At 67.0% G+C, this 21565-nt stretch carries 16 protein-coding genes and 1 pseudogene; 11 read left to right on the top strand and 6 right to left on the bottom strand.

The genetic code is table 11. The features are described from left to right. Positions 1-35: 35 nt before the first annotated feature. A complete protein-coding gene (locus JAN01S_RS01115; RefSeq protein WP_068312342.1) occupies positions 36-638 on the top strand; it encodes a histidine phosphatase family protein in 603 nt (200 codons plus the stop codon). Positions 639-737: 99 nt separating this feature from the next. Here the strand turns inward: JAN01S_RS01115 and JAN01S_RS01120 are convergent, their stop codons facing one another. Then, positions 738-1430, bottom strand: a complete 693-nt coding sequence (locus tag JAN01S_RS01120; RefSeq protein WP_169797143.1) for an alpha/beta-hydrolase family protein — start codon at positions 1428-1430, stop codon at positions 738-740. Here JAN01S_RS01120 and JAN01S_RS17345 point away from each other — a divergent pair. Continuing rightward, complete coding sequence (locus JAN01S_RS17345) at positions 1423-1971, top strand: LuxR C-terminal-related transcriptional regulator (RefSeq protein ID WP_244884698.1); 549 nt, start codon at positions 1423-1425, stop codon at positions 1969-1971. The genes JAN01S_RS01120 and JAN01S_RS17345 overlap by 8 nt on opposite strands. Here JAN01S_RS17345 and JAN01S_RS01130 read toward each other — a convergent pair. Then, positions 1968-3947, bottom strand: coding sequence for a thioredoxin domain-containing protein (locus JAN01S_RS01130; protein ID WP_068312348.1), 1980 nt, complete (start codon positions 3945-3947; stop codon positions 1968-1970). The genes JAN01S_RS17345 and JAN01S_RS01130 overlap by 4 nt on opposite strands. 107 nt (positions 3948-4054) lie before the next feature. Here JAN01S_RS01130 and JAN01S_RS01135 point away from each other — a divergent pair, with 107 nt between their 5' ends. The 3 genes from JAN01S_RS01135 (at position 4055) to mobF (ending at position 11409) form a co-directional block, all read left to right on the top strand. After that, positions 4055-5053 carry a type I restriction-modification enzyme R subunit C-terminal domain-containing protein gene (locus JAN01S_RS01135; protein ID WP_244884700.1) on the top strand — a complete coding sequence of 333 codons (999 nt, stop codon included), beginning with the start codon at positions 4055-4057 and terminating at the stop codon, positions 5051-5053. 3 nt (positions 5054-5056) lie between these two features. Then, on the top strand, positions 5057-8566 hold the full coding sequence (locus tag JAN01S_RS01140; protein ID WP_068312353.1) for a DUF4020 domain-containing protein: 3510 nt from the start codon (positions 5057-5059) through the stop codon (positions 8564-8566). 329 nt (positions 8567-8895) lie between these two features. Then, positions 8896-11409 carry a MobF family relaxase gene (gene mobF, locus JAN01S_RS01145; protein ID WP_169797144.1) on the top strand — a complete coding sequence of 838 codons (2514 nt, stop codon included), beginning with the start codon at positions 8896-8898 and terminating at the stop codon, positions 11407-11409. Between the two features lie 26 nt (positions 11410-11435). Here the strand turns inward: mobF and JAN01S_RS01150 are convergent, their stop codons facing one another. Beyond that, complete coding sequence (locus JAN01S_RS01150) at positions 11436-12377, bottom strand: helix-turn-helix domain-containing protein (RefSeq protein ID WP_068312356.1); 942 nt, start codon at positions 12375-12377, stop codon at positions 11436-11438. 106 nt (positions 12378-12483) lie between these two features. Here JAN01S_RS01150 and JAN01S_RS01155 point away from each other — a divergent pair, with 106 nt between their 5' ends. The 5 genes from JAN01S_RS01155 to JAN01S_RS01175 all read left to right on the top strand — a co-directional run bounded on the left by JAN01S_RS01155 (position 12484) and on the right by JAN01S_RS01175 (position 19365). Then, complete coding sequence (locus JAN01S_RS01155) at positions 12484-12732, top strand: helix-turn-helix domain-containing protein (RefSeq protein WP_068312359.1); 249 nt, start codon at positions 12484-12486, stop codon at positions 12730-12732. 5 nt (positions 12733-12737) lie between these two features. Next, positions 12738-13019, top strand: a complete 282-nt coding sequence (locus tag JAN01S_RS01160) for a hypothetical protein (protein WP_068312362.1) — start codon at positions 12738-12740, stop codon at positions 13017-13019. A gap of 14 nt (positions 13020-13033) precedes the next feature. Beyond that, positions 13034-17629, top strand: coding sequence for a sacsin N-terminal ATP-binding-like domain-containing protein (locus JAN01S_RS01165; RefSeq protein WP_068312365.1), 4596 nt, complete (start codon positions 13034-13036; stop codon positions 17627-17629). A gap of 67 nt (positions 17630-17696) precedes the next feature. Continuing rightward, the gene (locus JAN01S_RS16455) at positions 17697-18821 is read left to right on the top strand and encodes an XRE family transcriptional regulator (protein WP_084359895.1); all 1125 of its coding nucleotides are present in this window, start codon (positions 17697-17699) and stop codon (positions 18819-18821) included. Further along, positions 18814-19365 (top strand): PIN domain-containing protein, encoded by a 552-nt coding sequence (locus tag JAN01S_RS01175; protein WP_068312372.1) that lies wholly within the window; start codon positions 18814-18816, stop codon positions 19363-19365. Before JAN01S_RS16455 ends, JAN01S_RS01175 begins: the two co-directional genes overlap by 8 nt. A 147-nt stretch (positions 19366-19512) precedes the next feature. On the opposite strand, the pseudogene JAN01S_RS01180 reads toward JAN01S_RS01175, so the two are convergent. After that, positions 19513-19674: pseudogene (locus JAN01S_RS01180) on the bottom strand (DUF255 domain-containing protein); the annotation flags it as partial. 206 nt (positions 19675-19880) lie between these two features. On the opposite strand from JAN01S_RS01180, the gene JAN01S_RS01185 reads away from it, so the two are divergent. Then, entirely contained in the window at positions 19881-20030 is a 150-nt protein-coding gene (locus JAN01S_RS01185; protein WP_157075544.1) for a hypothetical protein, read from the top strand. A gap of 1 nt (position 20031) precedes the next feature. Here the strand turns inward: JAN01S_RS01185 and JAN01S_RS01190 are convergent, their stop codons facing one another. Together JAN01S_RS01190 and JAN01S_RS01195 are read right to left on the bottom strand one after the other, a co-directional pair. Next, positions 20032-20328, bottom strand: a complete 297-nt coding sequence (locus tag JAN01S_RS01190; protein WP_068312382.1) for a hypothetical protein — start codon at positions 20326-20328, stop codon at positions 20032-20034. 3 nt (positions 20329-20331) lie between these two features. Continuing rightward, positions 20332-21507: a serine hydrolase domain-containing protein gene (locus JAN01S_RS01195; RefSeq protein ID WP_068312385.1), complete on the bottom strand. Its 1176-nt coding sequence runs from the start codon at positions 21505-21507 to the stop codon at positions 20332-20334. Positions 21508-21565: the final 58 nt, after the last annotated feature.

Here is a 21565-nt window from a genome sequence, read left to right on the forward strand (position 1 = left end):
CCGCAACTCTACGGAGCCCGACTACGGTGGACACCGTGAGCCCCACGCGAGTCCACCTCGTCCGTCACGGGGAGTCGACGTGGAACCGTGACGGCCTCGTCCAGGGCGCCCACCGGGGGCCCAACCAGTCGGTGCTCACCGACGACGGGAGGGTGGCCGCGGCCCGGGCCGGACTCGCCCTCGGGGCCCTGCTCGGGCCACCACGCGCCGAGCACGCACTCGCCCTGTGGAGCAGCGACCTGCTGCGGGCCCTGCAGACCGCCGAGATCATCTCCGTCGCCCTGCGCCCCGCCGGCTGGCAGGCCTCGGTGCGCAACGAGGCGGGCCTGCGAGAGCAGGCGCTCGGCGAGCTCGAGGGGGAGCGCCACGACGCCCTGCGCGCGGTCGCCCTGCCCGACGACGAGCACATCAGCGAGATCCGCTGGGGCGGGGGTGAGTCGATGCAGGACGTCTTCGAGCGGGTGGGGGACTGGTTCGCCCCCGCGCTCATCGAGCAGCCCGACCACCTCGTCGTCGTCAGCCACGAGCACACGATCCGCGCCGCCCTCGCCTGGCTGCGCTCGCAGTCCCACCGCGAGATCGACTGGGACGAGCCGCTCGCCCCCGGCTCCGTCACCACCGTCGACGTCGTCGACTGACCGCGCATTTCCCCGGGCGGATGCGCGCCGGAGCGCGCACTTCCCCGGGGAAATGCGCGCCGGAGCGCGCACTTCCCCGGGCGGATGCGCGCCAGCGGGTCAGTCACAGGGCGGCAGGGCGTCGGCGATGTCGGGTCCGTAGCGGTGACCGGCCCCGTCCGGCACCTCGAGCGAGCCGAGGAAGTCCGCGGCCCCGTGCACGGCGCCCACGGCCGGGACCCACCGGCCGTCGTCGCGAGGGACCACCAGGTCCTGCAGCGAGGAGTGCACCACCGGGTCGTCCTCGTTGGCGACGCTCGCCTCACGCGGGAGCCCGGCCACCTGCCCACCCGGGGACCCGACCCACAGGGCCGAGCAGACCTGCCGGCGCACCTCGTCGGTGAAGACGGTCTGCCCCGCGGTGGCCCCCAGGCTCTCGCTCACGACGTGCACCTGCGGGCGCTCGTCCTCGGGCAGCGTCCGTACCCGGGCGAGGACCGCGGTCACGGCCTCGCGGGCGCCCTCCTCGGCCTGCTCCCGGTGCGCGAGATAGGCCCACCAGCTGGGCGCGGTGTCGTACTGCACCGCGACCGTGGCCACCTCGTCACCGAAGCGCTCCTCCAGGCCCGCGACGAGGTTGGGGTTGACCCAACCCGACCCCGTCGGCACCACGACGACGACGTGCTCGCGGGTGAGACCCCCTTCGGCCACGAGCTCGTCGGCAGCGCGTGCGGCGCGCGCACGCACGGACTCGCCATCGCGGATGCCGGCGTGGGCACGGACCGCGCCGAAGGGGGAGTCCTGGGTGAGCACCGCTGCCTCCGGGGCCGCTCCGGCGGGCTGGACCGGGGCCGCCGCACCGAGCACGGCCACGGACGCCGCCACCGCGACGGTTGGCCGCCGCAGACGCGACCGACGCGCCCACGCCCACCGGCCGCTCACGACCTTCGACATCGACGACTACGTCTACGAGGCGCTGCGGCTGGGGGCCAGCGGGTTCATGCTCAAGGACGCCCCGGCGGACGAGCTTGTGCGCGCGGTGCGCGTCGTCGCCGGCGGCGACCAGCTGCTCGCGCCGAGCATCACCCGTCGGCTCATCGAGGAGTCGACCCGGCGGCGCGGGACGGTCCCGCGGCACTCACCGCAGTTGGACCTGCTGACCGCGCGTGAGCGCGAGGTCCTCGAGCTCGTCGCCGGGGGTCTGTCCAACGGCGAGATCGCCGACGAGCTCTTCCTCGCGGAGCAGACCGTCAAGACGCACGTCTCACGTGTGCTCACCAAGCTCGCGCTGCGCGACCTGGCGCAGGCGGTCGTCTTCGCCTACGAGCACGGGGTGGTCGTGCCGGGCGCCTAGCGCAGCAGCGCCGCGAGCGCCTGCGGGTCGGTCACCGGCGCGTCGCAGACGAACCCGCGGCACACGTACGCCGCCGGGCGGCCGTCGACGAGCGGACGGTCCGCGAGCAGCGGCTCGCCGGCCTGGTCGGGGGACCCACTGACGACGACGAGCCCGGGGGAGGAGCTCGCCAGCGCCACCCGACGAAGGGGGCGGTCCTCCCCTTCGCCGACGATCGCCACCTGGAGCGGACCCTCGAGCATCGCCTCGGCCACCGCCAGCGCCCATCCGGCGAAGCGGGGGTCGTGGGTGACGATCCGCGACTGCGCCGCCACCGCCTCCTCGGCGAGCTCGCGGTGGCGCGTCGAGCCGGTGAGCGCGGAGTGGGTGAGCAGCGCCCCGGCGACCGCCGAGACACCCGACGGCTCGGCGTTGTCGGTGCGGCCCCGGGGTCGGGTGATGAGCACCTCGCCGTCGTGCGCGGTGTCGTGCCAGCCGTCCTCGTCGTGGAAGTGGTCGATGGCCAGGTCGAGGACCTCGCCCGCGCGCTCCAGCCACGACGTCTCGCCGGTCGCCCGGTGCAGCGCGAGCAGCCCCTCGGCGAGGTTGCCGTGGTCGTCGAGGACGCCCGGTGCTTCGCTCACCCGACCGCCGAGCGAGGTCCGGCGCAGCCGGCCGTCGACGAGATGGTGGTCGATGACGAATCCCGCTGCGGCACAGGCGGCTTCGATGAGATCGGGGCGGTCGAGGTCCACCCCGGCGTCGGCGAGGGCTGCGATGGCCAGACCGTTCCAGCTCGTGACGACCTTGTCGTCGCGGGCCGGCTGAGGGCGCTCGTCGCGGGCGGCGAGCAGGCGCTCTCGGACCGAATCCCACCACGCCGGGTCGTCGGGGTCGCGCAGGAGCTGCAGCGTGGAGGCGCCGTGCTCGAAGGTCCCCTCGGGCGTCACCTCGAGCAGCGCGGCAGCCCGTGCCCCGTCCTCCTCGCCGAGCACCTCGACGAGTTGCGCGGGAGTCCACACGTAGGTGGCGCCCTCGACGGAGTGGCCGTCGATGACGGTGTCCGCGTCGAGGGCCGAGATGAATCCCCCTTCGGGAGAACGCAGGTCGCGCAGCAGGAAGTCCGCGGTCGTCCCGGCCACCCGCCGGGCCAGGTCCGAGCCGGTGGCGCGGTACCAGTGGCTGTACGCGCGCAGGAGCAACGCGTTGTCGTAGAGCATCTTCTCGAAGTGCGGCACGACCCACGCCGCGTCGACGCTGTAGCGCGCGAAGCCGCCGGCGAGCTGGTCGTGGATGCCACCGCGGGCCATCGCCTCGAGGGTGCGCTCGGCCATCGCCAGTGCGTCGGCATCACCGGTGCGGGCGTGGTGGCGCAGCAGGTGCTCGAGCGTCATCGACGGCGGGAACTTCGGCGCCCCGCCGAACCCGGCCCGCGCGTCGTCGAAGGTCTTGCGCAGGGAGTGCACGCCCAGCGCCACCTGCTCCTCCTCCAGCGGCGAACCGGACCCCGGGTCGGCGATGCCGGCGAGCTGGGTTGCGATGCTGGTGGCGCTGGCGGTGAGGCGCTCCCGGTCCTCGCGCCACGCGGTACCGGCGGCGTCGAGCAGCTGGAGCAGCTGCGGTTTGGGCAGGTAGGTCCCGGCGAAGAAGGGCTCGCCGTCCGGGGTGATGAGCACGGTCATCGGCCACCCGCCCTGCCCGGTCATCGCCTGCGTGGCGAGCATGTAGACCGCGTCGACGTCCGGCCGCTCCTCGCGGTCGACCTTGACGCTCACCCAGCCGGCGGACAGGGCCGCGGCCACCCCTTCGTCCTCGAAGCTCTCGTGCGCCATGACGTGGCACCAGTGGCACGCTGCGTACCCAACGGACAGCAGAACTGGTGCATCACGGCGCCTTGCTTCCTCGAATGCTTCGGGGCCCCACTCCCACCAATCCACGGGATTACCTGCATGTTGTTGGAGATAGGGGCTGGTCGCGTTGGCGAGCCGATTGGCCATTCCTGTGACTCCTCATCAGTGGCACGTGCATCACTTTTCCTTGAGTGATGCACGAAAGTGATGCACGAAACCAGCGTACGATGGTTCCTCCAGCCTAGAAGGAGACCTTGCACGAGATCGTCGCCGGTATGAACCTGGACAACTTCGTGGTCCGCCCGCACCGGCGATCGATCGAGAAGTACGCGTCAGCGGAAGCCTGGGGCAGCATCGTGCCGGAGGACTCCGAGGAGCTGCTCACGCTCGCCGGGTTGCCGTCGTCGGTCCGAGATGACGACGAGGATGCCAAGCGGTTCGACCTGCTCATCCTGCGCCGCCAACTAGCCCAGCTCGACGGCGACGCGGTTCTGGCCGAACGGCTGCGCGAGACTGTGCAGCGCATTGCCGCCGCATTGCTCGGCAAGACCACGATTCCGAGCGTCGCCGAGCAAGCCGTCCTGCTGGAGTCGGTGGCCGGTGACGAGTGGTGGATCGACGTCACCCTGCCGATGCTGGAGCTGGCACGACTCCGCATCCGCGGCCTCGCGCGGTTCATCGAGAAGACGACCCGCAACCCGATCTACACCGACTTCGAGGACACCCTCGGCGAGGGATTCGAGGTCGTGCTCCCCCGCGTCACTCCCGGCACCAACTTCGAGCGCTTCCGGGCCAAGGCCGAGGCCTACCTACGCGAGCACCTCGACAATCTCGCTCTCCAACGCCTGCGCCTCAACAAGCAGCTCACGCCTGAGGATCTGACGGTGCTGGAGGGACTGCTCGTCGCCTCCGGCGGTCAGCAGGTCGACATCGCCTGGGCGACCGAGCAGGGCGGCGGTCTAGGGATATTCGTCCGCAGCCTGGTCGGACTCGACCGCGCTGCAGCCATCGAGGCGTTCGAGAACTATCTGGACGGCACCAGATTCTCCGCAGAACAGGTGCGCTTCGTGAACCTCATTGTCGATGAGCTCACCCGGAACGGCGTCATGGAGCCGGGGCGCCTGTTCGAGTCTCCCTACACCGACCACGCCCCCACGGGCCCCGACTACTTCTTCCCAGACGCCGACGTCGAAGTCATCGTCGAGACCCTCCAGCACGTCAAGCAGACTGCTGTGCCGAGCGACGTGGCCTGACCTATGTGGATCGGTGACATTGATGTACCTCAGGCCGTACTCGACGCTGCAGAGACAGGCGAGCTTGTTCTCTTCGTGGGAGCCGGCGCGTCGCGCGCACATCCGGCCGATCTGCCGGACTTCGTGCAGCTAGTGCGCAACATTGGCGCACTCGTTGGGCGCGAACCGACGGAGGATGAAGTCCGCCACCCCGATGTCTTTCTGGGCCGCCTTCAAGACAACGGCAACGACGTGCATCAGCTGGTGGCGAATGCAATTGACCTGCCCGGATCACAGCCGAACGCCCTTCACCAGGCGATCATGGGACTTGCACTTGCGTATCCCAGCCCGCGGATTGTCACAACCAACTACGACCGGCACCTCACTTCGTCCGCGACTGCGTCTTCCCTCGCCCTCGATTTCTACGAGGCTCCTGCCTTGCCTGTCGGCGATGACTTCGAGGGCGTGGTGCACCTCCACGGGTCGTTGTCACAACCCAGCCGCAGACTCGTTGTTACGGACACCGACTTCGGACGCGCCTACCTCCGGGAGGCGTGGGCGGCCAGGTTCCTCGAGAGGATGTTCTCGAGGTTCACGGTCGTCTTCATCGGCTATAGCCACGGCGACGTCGTGATGCAGTACTTGGCTCGTTCCCTCGGGCCGGACCAGCATCGATACGTACTCACCGATGATGAGCAGAACGCAGAGTGGCGCCGTCTCGGGCTAAAACCGATCTCGTATCCGAATGATGCAGGGGACCACGCCACCTTGCCAGCGTCGCTCGAGCGATGGCGAGCCTTGGCGACGATGGGGCAAGTCGAGCATCGCGCACGACTTGCAGATCTCCTTAACGCGGAACCGCCCACCATCCCCGAAGAAGTCTCGTATGTCGAGGCTGCACTCACCCACCCGGAGCGGGTTAGGTACTTCGCGGAGAAGGCGAAGTTTGATGACGTTGACCGCAGCCAGCGGTGGTTCGCTTGGATTGAAGCCCGCCCTGCATTCCTTGCCCTGTTCTCGCAGGACGCCGCCGGCGAGCCGACGTCCCGCACCCTTATGTGGTGGATTGCCGACCAGTACATCCTCTCGGAGGAAGGCTCCGGGACGGCGCTGCGCGCGTTCCGCGATAGGCCTTGGCCACCGGATACGTGGTCCGCCATCACGCATGCGCTCTTTGCCTTCAAGGGCACGTTCCCGAAGTGGCTCAATCCATGGCTTCAGCTTGTCCTTCAGAACGCCCCGACCCGCGAGCATGACCTGCTCGACATGATGCTTGTCGACAAGGACTGGTCCAGCAACTTCGATCTCGCCCTCATGGTGTTCGAGGATCGGACCCGTCCACATCTGAAGCGAGCCTTTGACCTTGGCGGATCGGCCGACCAGCCGCGGTTTGAGGTAGATCTCTGCGGGGACGAGCACTGGCTCACCGACAACTGGACGAAGATCTTCATGCCAGGAGTCGACCAGCACTTCGGCCAACTCCTCAGCCTGGCAACAGAGCAGATCTCGCGGGTCTACCGAAGCCTGCGCGGACTGGATCCTGAAGGTTCGTTCGATCCGATCTCGTTCTCGCGATCAGCCATCGAACCCCATGAGCAAGACAGCCATCGCGACCCCATCGACGTCCTTATCGACGCTGCGCGGGACTCAATCGAGGCGGCCCTCTCCCACAACCTGCCCCTCGCCGAGGGATATATGGAAATCTGGAGCACATCGCCCTACGCGATCCTTCGACGGCTTGCCATCCACGGCTGGCGCATACGCAACGACCTTGGACCCGACGACAAGGCGGCTTGGCTGCTTGGACAAGATCTTCTGTGGGAGATCCCGCTCCAGCACGAGGTCTTCCTGTTGATCCAGGACACGCTGCCGAATGCGAGTGACGGCACCGCACGCAGACTGGTTGACGCGGCTGTCGCGGGCCCTCCTGGCGACGACGACGACGAGCACTCGCCATACCGGAGCTACAACCTGCTCGCGTGGCTCGCGACTTCGGCCCCTGAGCTCCAGTACGCACGGACGGCCTTCGAGCAGGCACAGGCAGCCCACCCCGAATTTGGCCAAAGGGAGCATCCGGATCTCAACCGCTACGGGGCATTCGGGTTTGTCGAAGATGCACTTCCATTTACTGCGACGGAACTCCACGAGCTGGTTGGCCAAGATCCAACTGTTGCGCTCGCTCGACTCCGAGAGTTCCAGACGGAGAGACACCCACTCACGGGACCTTCCTGGACTGGCGCACTTCGCTCCCTTCAAGCCTGTGTCACGACGTATCCCGCGGATGGCACGCAGGTCGCTCGAGTCCTGAAGACCGAGGACAGTGACTTCCGAGCGTCATTGATCTACGGCTGGGACGGCGCAACTCTCGATGCGGAGCTGATCGAGCAGGTGTTGGCGATCATCGCTGGCTGGGATCACTACGAGATCCGGAGGCCGGCATGCGCGATGTTGTCGAACGGAGGAGGACCCGAACATCCGACACCGTGGCACCAGATCGAACGCGCTCAGCATCTCGCGGCTGACCTTTGGCCGTCGTCTGACGTCGATGGCGCCATCGTCAGCGGGGCCGACATCGTCATGGAAGCGATCAACCACCCGGCAGGTGATCTTGCCGAGTTCTGGACGAAGGTCGTTCAGTGGGAGTGGTCCAAGAATGAGTCGACCTGGGACGGCCTCCCAGATCGGGTTGTCGCACAGCTAGACCGGCTGGCGTTGGCTACCGATCGCAATGGTCTGCTCGCTCGGGCCTTCCTCGCCTCACAGTTGCACTTCTTCTTCGGGGCCGACCGTGAGTGGTGTGAGGACCGACTTCTCCCCCTGTTCGACTGGACGAACGAGGAGGAGGCCGCAGCCGCATGGCAGGGCTTTCTCACATGGGGGCGATGGAACGACGGCCTGCTCCAGGCCGGATTGCTCGACGCCTATCTGGTGACCGCGCAGCACGTCGAGGAGTTGCCTAACGGCCTACGCCGTCAGCTCGCGGTGCATCTGACTTCGATCGCGATGTTCGCCCCGGTTGATCCAGTGACCTGGTTGACGCGCTTCGTTGGTGCCGCGTCAGAGGACCTCCGAGTTTCCTGGGTGCAAGAAGTCGGGCGCGCACTGGCACAACTCGAACCTGGTGAGGCACCCGGTCAGTGGGATCGATGGATCCGTGCGTACTGGTCCGGTCGCAATCAGTCCGTTCCGCTGCCATTCACACCCGCCGAGGCATCGGCGACGGCTGGCTGGGTCGTCGGGCTACCCGGCGCTCGGAAGCAGGCGATCGATCTTGTCCTGAGCTCCGACGCAGGACTCGACCAGCGCGGCGGGTTCCTCTACCGACTCAAGGACGTCGACGTTGCAGCAGAGGCAAGCGATTGGGCTCGACTTTTGACCCACCTCCTCAAGAACACGAGCGGGCAGCAGTGGGGTATCGGCTATCGACTTCAGGAGATCGTGCCTCGACTTCGCCAGGGAACTCCGGCGCCCGACCTCACCGAGTTGATCAACGAACTCATGCGACTCGGCGTTACAGAAGCGGCTGACTGGTAGCGGGCTGCCCACCGCCACAAGTTGGGGGAACGAACATCACCGAGAATCCAGTCCGAACGAACGTCAAGCCATCCTTCCGGACTCCGCTCCACCCTCGATCTCCGTTCATTCGCCGAGCCTCATGTCTTCACCACCTGCCTGACTCACTGGCCATCACCAACCACCAATGGCTACCCAATCGCCCCGTGGTCTTGCCCCTTCACCACTGCTTATCCAGCGGCACGCATGCTACGAAGTTACGTAGCGGGACGGGCGCCGATGTGCCCGCTGACCTGGGGTTTCACGGTTGTCGATGGCTGTTGACGGAGGTGATCTCGATGCACGGCGGCATGAAGATCTACCGCGGCGCGGCAGCCGCTGCGCGCCACTACGTCGAGGCCGATCGGTCCCGGGCGGACGACTACTACCTCGCCGAGGGCAGCGGGGTCGCCATGCACTTCAGCGCGACCCCCGGTGGAATCGAGCGCCGCGCCGACATGGACGGCGAGACCTACGAGCGATGGGTCGCCGGCTGCGACGTCGACACCGGCCTCGCGAAGGGTCGGTTGCGGACGGACGAGAAGGGCGTCCGGTTCGTCGAGGTCACCGTCAACGGACCGAAGACATGGTCGCTCGCTGCCGCGCTTCACTCTGAGATCGCCTTGGCCTACGACGACGCACAGATGGCTGCGGCCGAGGAGATCATCGGGTGGCTCGCAAGTCACGCCACGACCCGAGTGGGACCGCGGAATCGGCAAGTGCAAGTGCCGGTCGAACAGATCGAGGCGGCCGTCGTACACCATTTCACCTCCCGGGCCGGCGACCCACACCGGCATCTGCATCTCCAGATCAACGCCCGAGTGTTCGCTGCCGGCGCCTGGCGCGGGCTGCACACGGTCGGCGTCCGCGACAGCCTGGAGGCGATCAACGGGATCGGGCACGCGGCGGTGATGACCAACCCGGAGTTCCGGGAGGCGCTCGCGAGGCACGGCTTCGAGGTCGACGCCGAGACGGGCGAAGTCGTCGAGCTGTCGCCGTACACGGGAGCGTTCAGCGCACGGGCGAAGCAGATCGAGGCCAACATCGACACCTACGAGGCCGAGTGGCGGTCCGACCATCCCGGTGAGGAGCCCGGCCCGGCGCTGCGGCAGGCATGGGATCGGCGAGCGTGGGCCGACGCGCGGCCGGACAAGGTTGTGCCTACAAACGGTGAGGAACTGCGGCACCGCTGGATGGAGGAGTTGCACGAACTCGGCTACGTCGCTCCGGCGCCAGGGGCTCCAATACCCGTGTTGCGGACGGGCGCCATCGACCGCGACGGCGTCGTCGAGCTGGCTCTCGTCCGGCTGGGCTCACGTCGCTCGGCGTGGAACGCGGCCGACGCACGGGGTGAGGTCGAGCGGATCATCGCGTCCGGCGGAGGCGCGGTCGACGGGGCCGTCCGCCGGGAGTTGGCAGAGGATCTGACCGCTCGCGTCGTCGCCACCTCACGCCCGCTACTTCGCCGACCGGACGTGCCCGAGCACGTGCGTTCGTTCACGGCAGTCGACGTGCTGGCCGTCGAGCACGAGATCGTCGACCGCCTTGCGACTCGTGCCGAGGCAAAGACGATCACCGTGATCGAGGGCGCGGCCGGGGCCGGCAAGACCGCCCGTCTCGCGGCAACCCGCGAGCGCGCGATCGCAGCCGGGCGCCGGATGGTCGTGGTGACACCGACTCTGAAGGCCGCCCAGGTCGCCAGGTGCTCGATCGGCGCGGCGTCGTACTCCGCCGCTTGGTTGCTGCACCAGCACGGCTTCCGCTGGGACGAGGACGGTCGATGGAGTCGCGTCGACGCCGTGCCCGACGTCAGTGCCCGACTACGTCGAGGCGACCTGATCGTCGTCGACGAGGCGGGCATGGTCGACCAGGACACTGCCCGCGCGCTACTCCGCCTGGCCGACGAGACCCAGGCACTCGTGATGCTGGTCGACGACCGCCATCAGCTCCCCGCCGTAGGCCGTGGCGGGGTCCTGGATCTGGCGATCAGGTACGCACCCGATCGGGTGCAACAACTCGACGGCGTACGCCGCTTCAAGGACCCCCGCTATGCCGAGCTGTCGGTGCGGATGCGGACGGGCACCGCGTCTGGCGAGGTGTTCGATGAACTCCTCGCCCGTGGCGAGATCGTCATCCACGGAAGCGACGTCGAACGGACCCGCCGCCTTGCCGCTGAAGCCAGCGTCGGCAAGCTCACCGTCGCCGACACCCGCGAGCAGGTGGGCCGGATAAACACCCTCGCCCACGGGCTCCGCAAGGCGACCGGTGAGGTCGATGAGCGGGTGCTGACCGCGGCGGGTGAACGGCTCGGCGTCGGCGACACCATCGCGACCCGGCGCAACGACCGCGATGCCGACGTCGCGAACCGCGAGTTGTGGACCGTCGTCTCGTGCGATCGCGGCGCGCTCACCGTGAGGGGCGACACGGGGACTCGCGTGTTGCCGCTTGACTACGTACGCCGCGACATCGCGCTCGCCTACGCCACGACCGCCTACGGCGCGCAAGGGGCCACTGTCACCGAGAGCCATGTGCTGGTCGGCGAGCACAGCGGCGCCGCGTCGGCGTACGTCGGGATGACTCGGGGACGGGAGCGCAACGTCGCGCACCTCGTCGCCGAGTCCGTCGAGGATGCGCGCAAGCAGTGGTGCGACGTGTTCGCTCGCGATCGCGCCGATCTCGGGCCGGCGCACGCGCGTGAGGCCGCGGCCGAGGCGATCGAGCGGCACGGACCGAAGGCACCAAGCCGGCGGACGGCGCCGCGTCTTCCTGCCGAGTTCGATTCCCGGCCTGCGGCATCGCCGTCGGCACCGGGCATCGGGTTCTGAAGCGCGACTGAGGCACCGGATCGGGTTCAGTCCGTTCGCCACAGCCTGATCAGTTGCTCGCCGACCTGGAGCCTGTCGTCGTACGGCTCCACCGTGATGCCGACGACGCAGCCGAGTCCGCTCGGCGTAAGCACGACGGTGTGGCCGTTGCCCATGTCCGCCCAGCGCCCCGCGAACGCGACTCCAGCGTTCCACGTGGCCGGGGCGGCCGGGTGCCGCGACGTTGCCAGCTGAGTAGCGAGCCTTTCCGCGATCTTGGCGACGGTCCCTGCGGGCTTCGTCCCGTCGTCGTCCGCCGTCGGCTCGGGCGGACGCGGGTCGAATCGTGTGCGGATGAACCGGACCCGCGGCTCCTTCGGACCCGGCGCCCTCACCGGCACAACTTCGCGCTCGCGGACCCACGCCTCAGCAGTGAACGACTCATCTCCTCGGCCGAGGATCCGCGCAGTATCCGGGTGAGTCGGCCCACGCGCGATGACGATCGGCCACTTCCACGCATCGCGGACCACAGCCGGCAGCGCGAGCTCCTCCCACACGTCCACCAGGAGGGGGCCGTCGATCCAGCGGATCATCTCCTCAGGGGTTCCACCTTGGAGGAGTTGCTCGTAGACGCCCTTGCGCTGCGCCCGATCGTGCAGGTCCCACTGCCGGACGGGCCCGTCGCCAACAAGGTCGGCGAACTCCAAGATCGCGAAACAGTCGGGCGTCTCCACGTTCCAGAGGGTGCTCGGCACCCAGAAGTGCCCGACTCCAGGCGCTTCGTGCTCGACCCAGTCGATGAGGCGGCGCAGGTTGAGGTCATATCCCGCGGCTTCCAGGACCCGCCCAGCGACCTTGAGGGTCGGCGACTTCAGACCTCGCTCGTACGCCGACACCGTCGCCTGCGACGTGCCGGATCTGGCCGCGAGGTCAGCCTGCGTCAGGCCGCTGGCGCGACGTGCGACTTCGAGCAGATACGCCCGATCCATCCCTCGACGATATCCGATCGAACGTATTGGGACCTTCCGGCGGCACGGCCCGCACACCTACCTGTCGCCCACGATCCTCGCGGGCTTTCGCGAACCAGGAGGAACCATGAACAGCAACACCCACGACGTCCCCTTCCACGCGCGCCACGACGACGAGCTCCTCACGCTCGATGACGTCGCCGAGATCCTGCGGACACCCGTCAACACCATGCGCTGGTGGCGGCAGGAGGGCACCGGGCCGGAGTTCTTCAAGATCGGCCGGCGCCTATACACGACCGTCGGCGACCTGCGGACCTTCATCCGCACCCAGCGGCTCGCGTCCCAGCCGGTGCTCGGCAAGCCGAAGGTGGTGTGAGACCCATGGACGACCCGCGCCACGTGTTCCTCAGCGCGAGCGAGGTGATGGCTCGCTACGGCTGGGGCAAGACGAAGGGATACCAGAACCTCAAGGACCGGGAACTGGTGCCGCCGCCAGTGATGACACATCCGGATCGGTGGCGGGTCGACCAGCTGCTGGCCTGGGAAGAGAAGCGTATGGAGTTGGCCGAGGCGGCGCTGCAATTCTTGGCCGCGCCCGATCGAGAGGAGGTGAACCTCAGCGACCTGCTCCCTCAATCCAAGCGAACGCGTCGGACCGCGTGAGTAGATTCTCGACCATGGACAACGATCTTTGGCGGTTCGAGGCAGCCGATGCCGTCGAGGCCGCGCGCGAGGTCGTTCACCACGACCCGGACACGCCGTGGGAACGGATCCCAGTGCCAGCGGACGCCAATGCAGCATCGGCCAGCCTTGCTGCACTGGCGGAGGAGTTCCAGAAACTGCCCCCGAGCATCCGCGGTGCGCTCGGACGCGCAACGGGCAACGCGGCACAGCTGTCCGACGACCGGCTGCAAGGTCTCGCAGAGTTGCTGCAGAACGCCGACGACGAGGGTGCTGACGAGGCTTACTTCTTGGTCGATGACGATCGGCTGCTCTTCGGGCACAACGGAAGCGACTTCACGCTGCCTGACGTGTGGGGTCTCACGATCCCCTGGCTCAGCGAGAAGACGAGCCAGGCCGAGAAGCTCGGCCGATTCGGCATCGGCCTCAAGACTCTGCAGGCGCTCTCGGAGACGCTGGAGGGCCACAACGGCCACTTCCATCTCAGCCTTGGCCGAAGCTCGCTGCGGGCGGCCGACGCGGATCTAGGCTGGCGGAACAGGCCGAAGGCGGCAACCACCGTATTCGTCGTGCCCTTTCAGCACGCGGCGACCACGGAATCTGAAGTAGCCGACTGGCTCCAGTCGTGGAGCGATGCCGGGCTGCTCTTTCTGAGCTCCCTCCGCTCGGTGACCCTCGTGGACGTGCACGGGGAGCCCGTTACACAAGTAGGCGTCTCAGTGGGCGACCCGGAAGTCATCGAGCTGGCTGGAGGCCGCGCAGTCCGCACCTCCGTTACGGCCGGCGATGGCCAGACTTGGCTGCGCTACTCACGAAACGCCAATAGCCCTGCCGGTCACCGCGCAGGCAAGTCCCACCAAGACACCACTCCCGTGGGAATAGCGTTCCCGAGATTCGACGGCGACGCGGGGCACGTACACGTCGGCCTCCCCGTTCGATCACTCGGCGTGCCCTTCCGCTTCGCCGCACAGTTCGATCCACTCGCCAACCGTCGGGACCTAGCTGACAGCCAGTGGAACATCGATCTCGTCGGGCTCGTCGCGGATCTGTGGCTCGACGCCACGCTGGACCTTTTCTCCATCGACCCCAGGAGCGCCTGGGCAGCAGTTCCACTCGAATCCGAGTACGCGGACGACGCCTTCACCGCAAGCCCACTCGACGAAGCAGTCGTGGACCGACTCATGACCGCCTCGCGGCTCGCGTTCGCAGACAGGGTCCACCTCAAGGGGCGCGGCGGCGACCAACATCCGTTACGAGAACTCGCGTACGAGACTCCGGACCTGACCGGCATCTTGACGGACGAGGACATAAGCGACCTTGCGGAAACCGCTGATGTCATCACGGCGTTCAATCGCTCTGACGACGACAGGTGGCGCGTCGTAATTGCCGACCTCAATGAGCTCGGCGCTGCGACACCTGTGCTGGTGGACGTTCGCTCCGCCCTTCCACTCCTCAACGTCGAGGATCGGACAATTGAGTTCGTTGCCGACCTGACCGCTGCCGCTGTGGCAGTTGCCACCGCCGATGACGACGAGGACGAGGACGAGGACGACGATCTCGCCGACGAACTCCTCACCTCATCGTGCCTCGTCCTCACCGACGGCCGGCGGACCAGCCCCGAGGCCGCCACAGGGTTGGACATTCTGCTACCCCAAGAAGCATCCCAACTCTGGTCATCACTCGGTATCGGCGCCCAGGTACACCCCTCCTACTCGGAGCGTCCCACGTGGCCGGTGATCGCCGAATGGCTGCACGACACGGGAACCCTGCGAAAGACTGCGACGGACGCAGACGCACTCCGAGTCCTCTCCAACGCAGGGCGCAGCGACGTCGAGCTAGCTGAGCCGCTGACCGACGACCAGGCGAACGGGCTCCGCGCCGCCCTTGAATCCGTCGAGGAGTCGGCTCGCCCCGCGCTCGCCGAAGGAATCGGACGCGCAATACGACTTGAGGCAACCGTTTACGACGCCAACGGGAAGCGCACGCAGGTATTTGCCCGGCCTGCCGACTCCTACTTCATCGAGAAGGAGCGGAACAGCTGGTCGAACGCCGCCAAGAAGACACCCGGGCTCGTCTGGCTCCACCGACGCTATTCAGACGCCTTGCGTGCACCATCCGGCCGCACCGGAATCGGCACGCAACGGCTGTTCCGGCTCTTGGGTGCCGAAAACCTCCCGCGTCTGGAGCGCTTCCCCGACAACAGCCTCTACTACAAGCAGTACGCGTACTACACGTCCGGCCTGTGGAAGGGCGCACCGGGCTCACCGATTCGGCGCACGCGGCAAATGAACGAGGTCGGGGCACAGTGCACGCTCGACGACCATGTCGCTCCCGACCTTGAGAAAGTGCTCGCCGACATCGCAGCCGTGAGAAACGGCCAGCAGCGTCGAGAGCGGGCGAATGCCCTTATCGGCTCTCTCACCCGAAGCTGGGACCGCCTCGAACCGTACGCCCGAGTCAACGCCGCGAATCCAGACAACGGTTGGATCCACAAGGGTGATGTCGACGCATGGTGGGTTAGCCAAGCGGCATCGATCCCCTGGCTTGGCAACGGCCGAGGCCGACCGACTGCCCCCGGCGAGTTGCGAGTCAGGACCCTGACCAACGAGGCGATGTACGGCAACGACCCGGCGCTCTACCTCGCAGAGGCATACGACGCACCAGCGCATCGCGAAGTGCTGTCAGCCCTCGGGGTGAAGGGCAATCCAACTGTTGCGGCACTGATCACCAGAATCGAGGAGATCCGCGCCCTGCACCAGTCGGGACAGCCCCTGAGCCCAGACGGGTCTGACGGCCACGCGATGACGGTGGAGGAAGCCGCCGATTTCGCCGCCCCGTTTTACCAAGCACTGGCCGCCGAAGTTCACGGCGGAGGCATCCAGCGCGTGGGCAACATGCAAGCCAGCGTGCTGCGCAGCCGCTTCGATCGCGGTGACGGGCTCATCATCACGAATCACGGCTGGAGACGCACTGCCCTTGCGAGATCGGGCCCTCCGATCTTCGGAGACCTGGCCGCGTTCGTCCCGGCTGTCTTGGGCGCGGAGCCGTTGTGGGCCGCGCTGGGCGTGCGGAGCCCGACGGTCGATGACGCCAAGGCCGTCATCAAGAAACTGGCAGGAACCCGCGAACTGAGTCCCGACGAGCAGCAGACCATGCTGGAAGCACTACGGATCATGGCTCGGACGCCAACGGAACGCCTCGGCCAGCTGCGCCGTCAGCCGGTCTACGTCGGTAGCGGCTGGATGAGCAAGCGGCCCGTCTATGCGGTCGAAAACCCACTTCTCGCCGAGGCACTCAAGACGAGGGTCGCGATCTGGCAACCAGGCGGGCAACTAACCCAGCTCAAGTCGCTCGTCGAACCACTGGCCCTCACCAAGGTCGACGGTGCAGACACGCATGTCCTTCACGAGAATTCGGCCATCTACGACGCCGATCTCACCGAAGTCTTCAGACGTGCCGTCCGAAACCTCCAGACTGACTTGACACAGAGCGCGCCCAAGTCTGCCGAGTCCATCAAGTTCACGTGGGAGGAGCTCGCAGGCTTTCAGGTCGCGGTGCTGCCCGAACTTCGGGCGCAGGTCGCTGTGCCGGACGGCGCGGCTCATCAAGTGGCGCTATCGGCTTGGCTGGATCTTAGGCGAGCGACGCTCTTCGTCGACTCGCGCGAAGATGTAAGCCGCGCACGGAGTGGCGGGTATGCAATTGCGTCCATCTTCGAGACGAGTCCGCGGGAAATCGCACATGCGTGGCTCGCGGCCTGGGCTGACGCCGAAGCGGGCGCGCAGGCCGATCTTGTAGTTTCCGCAGCCGCGCGCGAAGCCGAGGAGAAGCTCCGACGAGAGAAGAGCCAAGCTGCACTGAACTCTCTACCCACCTCCAAGCAGCAGGCACCCCGCACTGCCCGGAAGGCAAAGAAGGGAGCGACCAGCCAAGGCGCCGCAGACATGCCCTCGCCACTGCAGCCGAAGGCCCGCGTTCTCATCGACCCCGCCACCTTGGTCATGCAAGACACCGCCGGAGAATTCATCGCCGGCACGCCTCGGGGCGACGTAGACACCGGGCGGTCGGGCGGATCTGGCGCAGCCGGATCTGGGAAGCCGAAGTTGAAAGACCCGAACCGAGACAAACCCAAGCAGCCCGGTGGCGGCGGCCGAGGGCCGCTCAACTACACCGCACAGGAGCGCGAGGACGCGGGGTTGGAGCTTCTTCGCATGGTCCTCGCTGGCGACGACTGCACATTGACCGATGTCCGACACCAGCCAAATGTGGGGGCCGACGCAGTCGATGACCGTGGTCGGTACTACGAACTAAAGGTTCACCAAGGAGCGATCCCGGACACCGTGAAGCTCGAGGACAGCCAGATCCAGCGAGCGATGGCCGCGCCCGACGACTTCTTCCTCGTCGTCGTGGGCAATGTGGAGGACGGACAGGGCAACCCTGAGGTCCGGATCATCCACGACCCACTCCACCACCTCACGGTCCAACCCCAGGGCGCGGTCCACCTCACCGGCGTTCTGTCCGCGGAAGTAGCCAGGGCTTGGACGTTCGAACCAGTGGTCGAGGACGACGCTGAGCCCGCTGACCCGGAGTAGCTCACTCTCAGTCAACAGATCTAGGTCGCGGTGGTGCGAGGTTGATCGATGTGCGAAAATCCAACACGTGGACAAGTTGATGCTGGGCCAGAGGCTTTCCGAGGCCCGCGATCTCGCGGGCATGACTCAGGAGAGCGTCGCGTGTGCCGTCGGCCTTGACCGGACCGCCATCGTCCTGCTTGAGAAGGGCGAGCGCAATCTCAAGGTGCCTGAACTGGTTCAGATCGCTCAGGTTCTCGGGCGACCGCTCTCGTACTTCGTCGAGCCACCTGTGCCAGCTGCAGTCAGCCGTCGATCCGCGCCGCATGCTGCGCATGACTCGACCCGTGCTCTGGACGCCGAGATCGACCAGTTCGCGTCCGATTTGCGCGGTCTAATGGCACTGGCATTGCTTGAGCCAGTCCGTCGCGATGAGAGTGCTCGCGTCCCTCGAACGCACGCTGAGGCCGAAAGTGCTGCCGCCTCGTTCCGGGGAAAGGCAGGGCTCAGTTCTGAGCCAATTGCCGATCTTGGCCGCCTTTGCGAAAGGTTCGGACTCCACACCTTCGCTGCGCCCCTCGGCGAGTCTGGTCCCGACGGAGGCTGTGTTGCAGTAGACGCAGAGGGTGGTGCATTGGGCGCCGCGGTCATCAACGGGCACGCCGGGTCCGGCCGACGCCGGATGACGCTGGCACATGAACTGGGCCATTGGCTGTTCGGCGATGCGTATGACACGGAAGCTTCGCTTGATAGCGAACAGATGATCAACTCGTTCTCCATCCACTTCCTCGCTCCCCGCGCTGGGATCACCAAGGTTTGGTCAGAGCACACTGAGTGGCCGCTTCGAGACCGGGCACTGGCAGTTGGCGTTGCCTTCCGACTGAGTTGGTCGGCGGCAATCTCTCAGCTTCGGAATGTTGGTCTCATCTCGCACGAAGAGCGCGATCGGCTCAGCGCAAACGAGCCCAGGTCTGGCGACTACTTGCGTCTGGGGTTGTCATGGAGTGACGAGCTAGAAGCCCGGTACCTCTCGCCAGGCTTCGTCGCCGCATGCCTGACGGGCTACTCCTCCTCCAAACTCACCGAGTCACGCGTGCTTGAGCTCCTGCGAGGGATGCTCACTGTCGACGACCTACCTGCAATGGACACGTCGTCAATGGACGGACTCCGCCGGTCTTTCGAGGGCCACACCGGCTCAGGATCGGATGCCTGACCTGACGACGTGGGTCACTGACACCAGCGTCTACACCCACCTATGTCGTGCCGGGCACGCCGAGATTCTTGAGCGCTTGGCGCCGGGCCGCGTGATTGTCGTGCCCGACGACGTCAACACAGAGATCCAGGCCGGGCGCATGCAGTACAACGGGATACCGGACCCTGCTTCGACGTCTTGGGCACAAACGACCGTTCTCACGGAGGACGAAGTGTTTACGCAGCTCATCGTCAAGGCGGCGCTTGGCGGCGGTCCCACCCAACACTTGGGCGAGAGCGCGGTCATCGCATGCGCCAAGCACCGCGGCATCACGGCGCTGATCGATGACAAGCGCGCGATCGCCCAGGCAGACCTGCACGGCGTTCAGAGCCACGACACCCTCTGGCTCGTGATCGAAGCTCACTGGGCCCTCCCGGACGTCGACCGAGCACTGGCGATACAGATCGTTGACGACCTCCTGGCCACCGACATGTTCTTGCCGATCACCTCTGGCGAGAGCCTGTTCTCGTGGGCGTACGAGAGGGGATACCTCCCCCATGAGTAGGCCGGCCAAGTGATGCACCGGAGTGATGCACGAAGCGCCGGAAACGGTGTCCAACGGCGGCACGCCATGGCCCCACCCGAACCGGGATCAGGCCGCTGACCTGCGGTTTCGCAGATTTTCGTCGACAGCCGCCAACCGGGGAACCTCGTGGCACCAGTGGCACGCCGCGTACCCGACGGACAAGAAGATCGGCACGTCCCGCCGCCGCGCCTCGTCGAAGGCGTCCTGCCCCCACTCCCACCAGTCGACCGGGTTGTCGGCGTGCTGGCGCAGGTAGGGGGAGAGGCTGTCGGCGAGTCGGTTGCCCATGGGTCCACGGTCTCACCGACGGAACGAAGGGGGTGACCCCGGCGGCGTTGATGTCACCCGGCGTCGTTGATGGCGCCTGGTTGCCCGGAGAGGGGAACCGGGTGACACCAACGCCACCAGGCGAAGTCGGGCACCCAGGCACGTCGGCCGGCCCGGCTGTGGAGAACTCCGGCGCCCGGATCGCGATCCAGGCCACGATGTGGGGCATGCATCCGATCATCCGGGCCGCGCTCGATGCGGGGCGTGGCACGGCCACCGGGGTCAATCTGCTCAGGCATGAGCAAGCCGCGGTGACGTCGAGCGCGCCCTCGGAGGGCATGAGGGAGGAAGCCAGCGCGGCAACGGAGCCACGTTGAGTCATGTCGGATCCGTTGACGGCGACCCTTCAAGTGCCGACAGACAGAAGTCGTCGTTCAGCTTGATGACGAGTGCCACCATGAGCCTAAGCGCCGTGATGTAGGCGTGGAAGTGGGCGTCTTCGCCCTCCCCGTTGGCCTGTGACCCGTGGAGATACTTGTTCCTCAGCTCCGGCCCATTACTGAAATCAACCTTGTTGAGAAAGTAGTTGAAGTACTCCGCCTCCGCTTCCGTGACAGGGAGGTCCTCGTTGGCCGTGGAGCTCCTGCGCAGCGCTCCACGGCCAACGGGGTCCACTAGTTACAGCGCGGCGTACAGGGCCTCCTCGAACTCGTTATACGTGCGCCAGGCGTCATCACGCGTGATGAAGGGCAGCGAGTTCGTGTAGATGGAAGCGCAGATGCCCGTCGCGCGGTCGACCCAGAAATGCGTGTTGAACAGGCCTGCCCAAGCGCCCGAGCCGGCTCGCCGGCGGCTGGGGACGTCCTCGGTGTTGATCATCAGGCCGTAGCCCCAGGTCCAGCCGGGCCCTGCGTAGAGCGTGTCGGTGATGCCCGGGTCGGCCGTCGGGATCTCTTCGGGGAAGGGGATGCCGCGCAGCTGGTCGCTGAATGCCTCGTCGACCGTCTCCTGCCGCAGGATGCGCACCCCGTCGAGCTCGCCGCCGCGGAGGAGTGCCTGCTCGAAGCGGATGTAGTCACGCGGGGTGGAGTACAGGCCATGGCCTCCGGCCCACCAGTCGGGCTCCTGGTTGAGGATCTCGCCAGCCGAGGTCCAGCCACCGTCCTCCCCGGGTACGTGCACGGTCACGGCGTTGGAGGTCCGGTCGGGGTCCAGGCGGAACATCGTGTCGTCCATCCCGAGGGGTCCCGTGACGTGCTCCTTGACGACGACGTCCAGACCGGCGCCGGCGACCGCTTCGACGACCCGGCCGAGCCAGTCCGTGTTGATGCCGTAGACGAACTGGGTGCCGGGGTCAGCCGTCATGGGCGCCTTGAAGGCATCCATCGAGCCCGGTACGACGTTGGGGGTGCCGGTCGCGGCCTCGAAGCGCACCAGGTCCTCGTTCCAGAACCAGTAGCCGAGTCCGCTCGTGTGGGTGACCAGCTGGTGGACGGTGGCCTTCGAGGCGGGGGCACGCAGCCGGGGCGTGTCACCGTCCCAGCCGTCGAGGACCTGCACGTCGGCGAACTCGGGGACGTACTCCTCGACCGGTGCGTCGAAGTCGAGCTCACCGCGCTCGCGCTGTTGAAGAGCAGTCGTGGTGGCCACCATCTTCGTCATCGACATGATCCTGAACTGCGTTGAGGTGGTTACCGGGTCCTCGGACTCCCCGGCAATGCGGACGCCGGCACCTCCCTCGTAGAACACGCCGTCGGCGTCGGCGGCGATCGCCGCGACGTGCGGCACTGCGCCCCGTTTGACGGCCGCCGTCAGCACTGCGTCGATCGCTGCGGAATCGATGGATCTGCCCATGACGCTCCTCCTGGTGGCTCCCACGGCGCCGTTGCCATGGGCTCTGCGACGACGGTGC

The sequence above is a fragment of the Janibacter anophelis NBRC 107843 genome (assembly GCF_001570945.1).
Lineage (GTDB): Bacteria > Actinomycetota > Actinomycetes > Actinomycetales > Dermatophilaceae > Janibacter > Janibacter anophelis.

What these genes read in the sequence shown, in the direction of transcription:
- JAN01S_RS01185 (WP_157075544.1), top strand. Translation starts at nt 19,881, where the DNA reads ATGCATCCGATCATCCGGGCCGCGCTCGATGCGGGGCGTGGCACGGCC.
- JAN01S_RS01165 (WP_068312365.1), top strand. Translation starts at nt 13,034, where the DNA reads ATGGACAACGATCTTTGGCGGTTCGAGGCAGCCGATGCCGTCGAGGCC.
- JAN01S_RS01140 (WP_068312353.1), top strand. Translation starts at nt 5,057, where the DNA reads ATGTGGATCGGTGACATTGATGTACCTCAGGCCGTACTCGACGCTGCA.
- JAN01S_RS01175 (WP_068312372.1), top strand. Translation starts at nt 18,814, where the DNA reads ATGCCTGACCTGACGACGTGGGTCACTGACACCAGCGTCTACACCCAC.
- JAN01S_RS01160 (WP_068312362.1), top strand. Translation starts at nt 12,738, where the DNA reads ATGGACGACCCGCGCCACGTGTTCCTCAGCGCGAGCGAGGTGATGGCT.
- JAN01S_RS01195 (WP_068312385.1), bottom strand. Translation starts at nt 21,507, where the DNA reads ATGGGCAGATCCATCGATTCCGCAGCGATCGACGCAGTGCTGACGGCG.
- JAN01S_RS01130 (WP_068312348.1), bottom strand. Translation starts at nt 3,947, where the DNA reads ATGGCCAATCGGCTCGCCAACGCGACCAGCCCCTATCTCCAACAACAT.
- mobF (WP_169797144.1), top strand. Translation starts at nt 8,896, where the DNA reads ATGAAGATCTACCGCGGCGCGGCAGCCGCTGCGCGCCACTACGTCGAG.
- JAN01S_RS01155 (WP_068312359.1), top strand. Translation starts at nt 12,484, where the DNA reads ATGAACAGCAACACCCACGACGTCCCCTTCCACGCGCGCCACGACGAC.
- JAN01S_RS01150 (WP_068312356.1), bottom strand. Translation starts at nt 12,377, where the DNA reads ATGGATCGGGCGTATCTGCTCGAAGTCGCACGTCGCGCCAGCGGCCTG.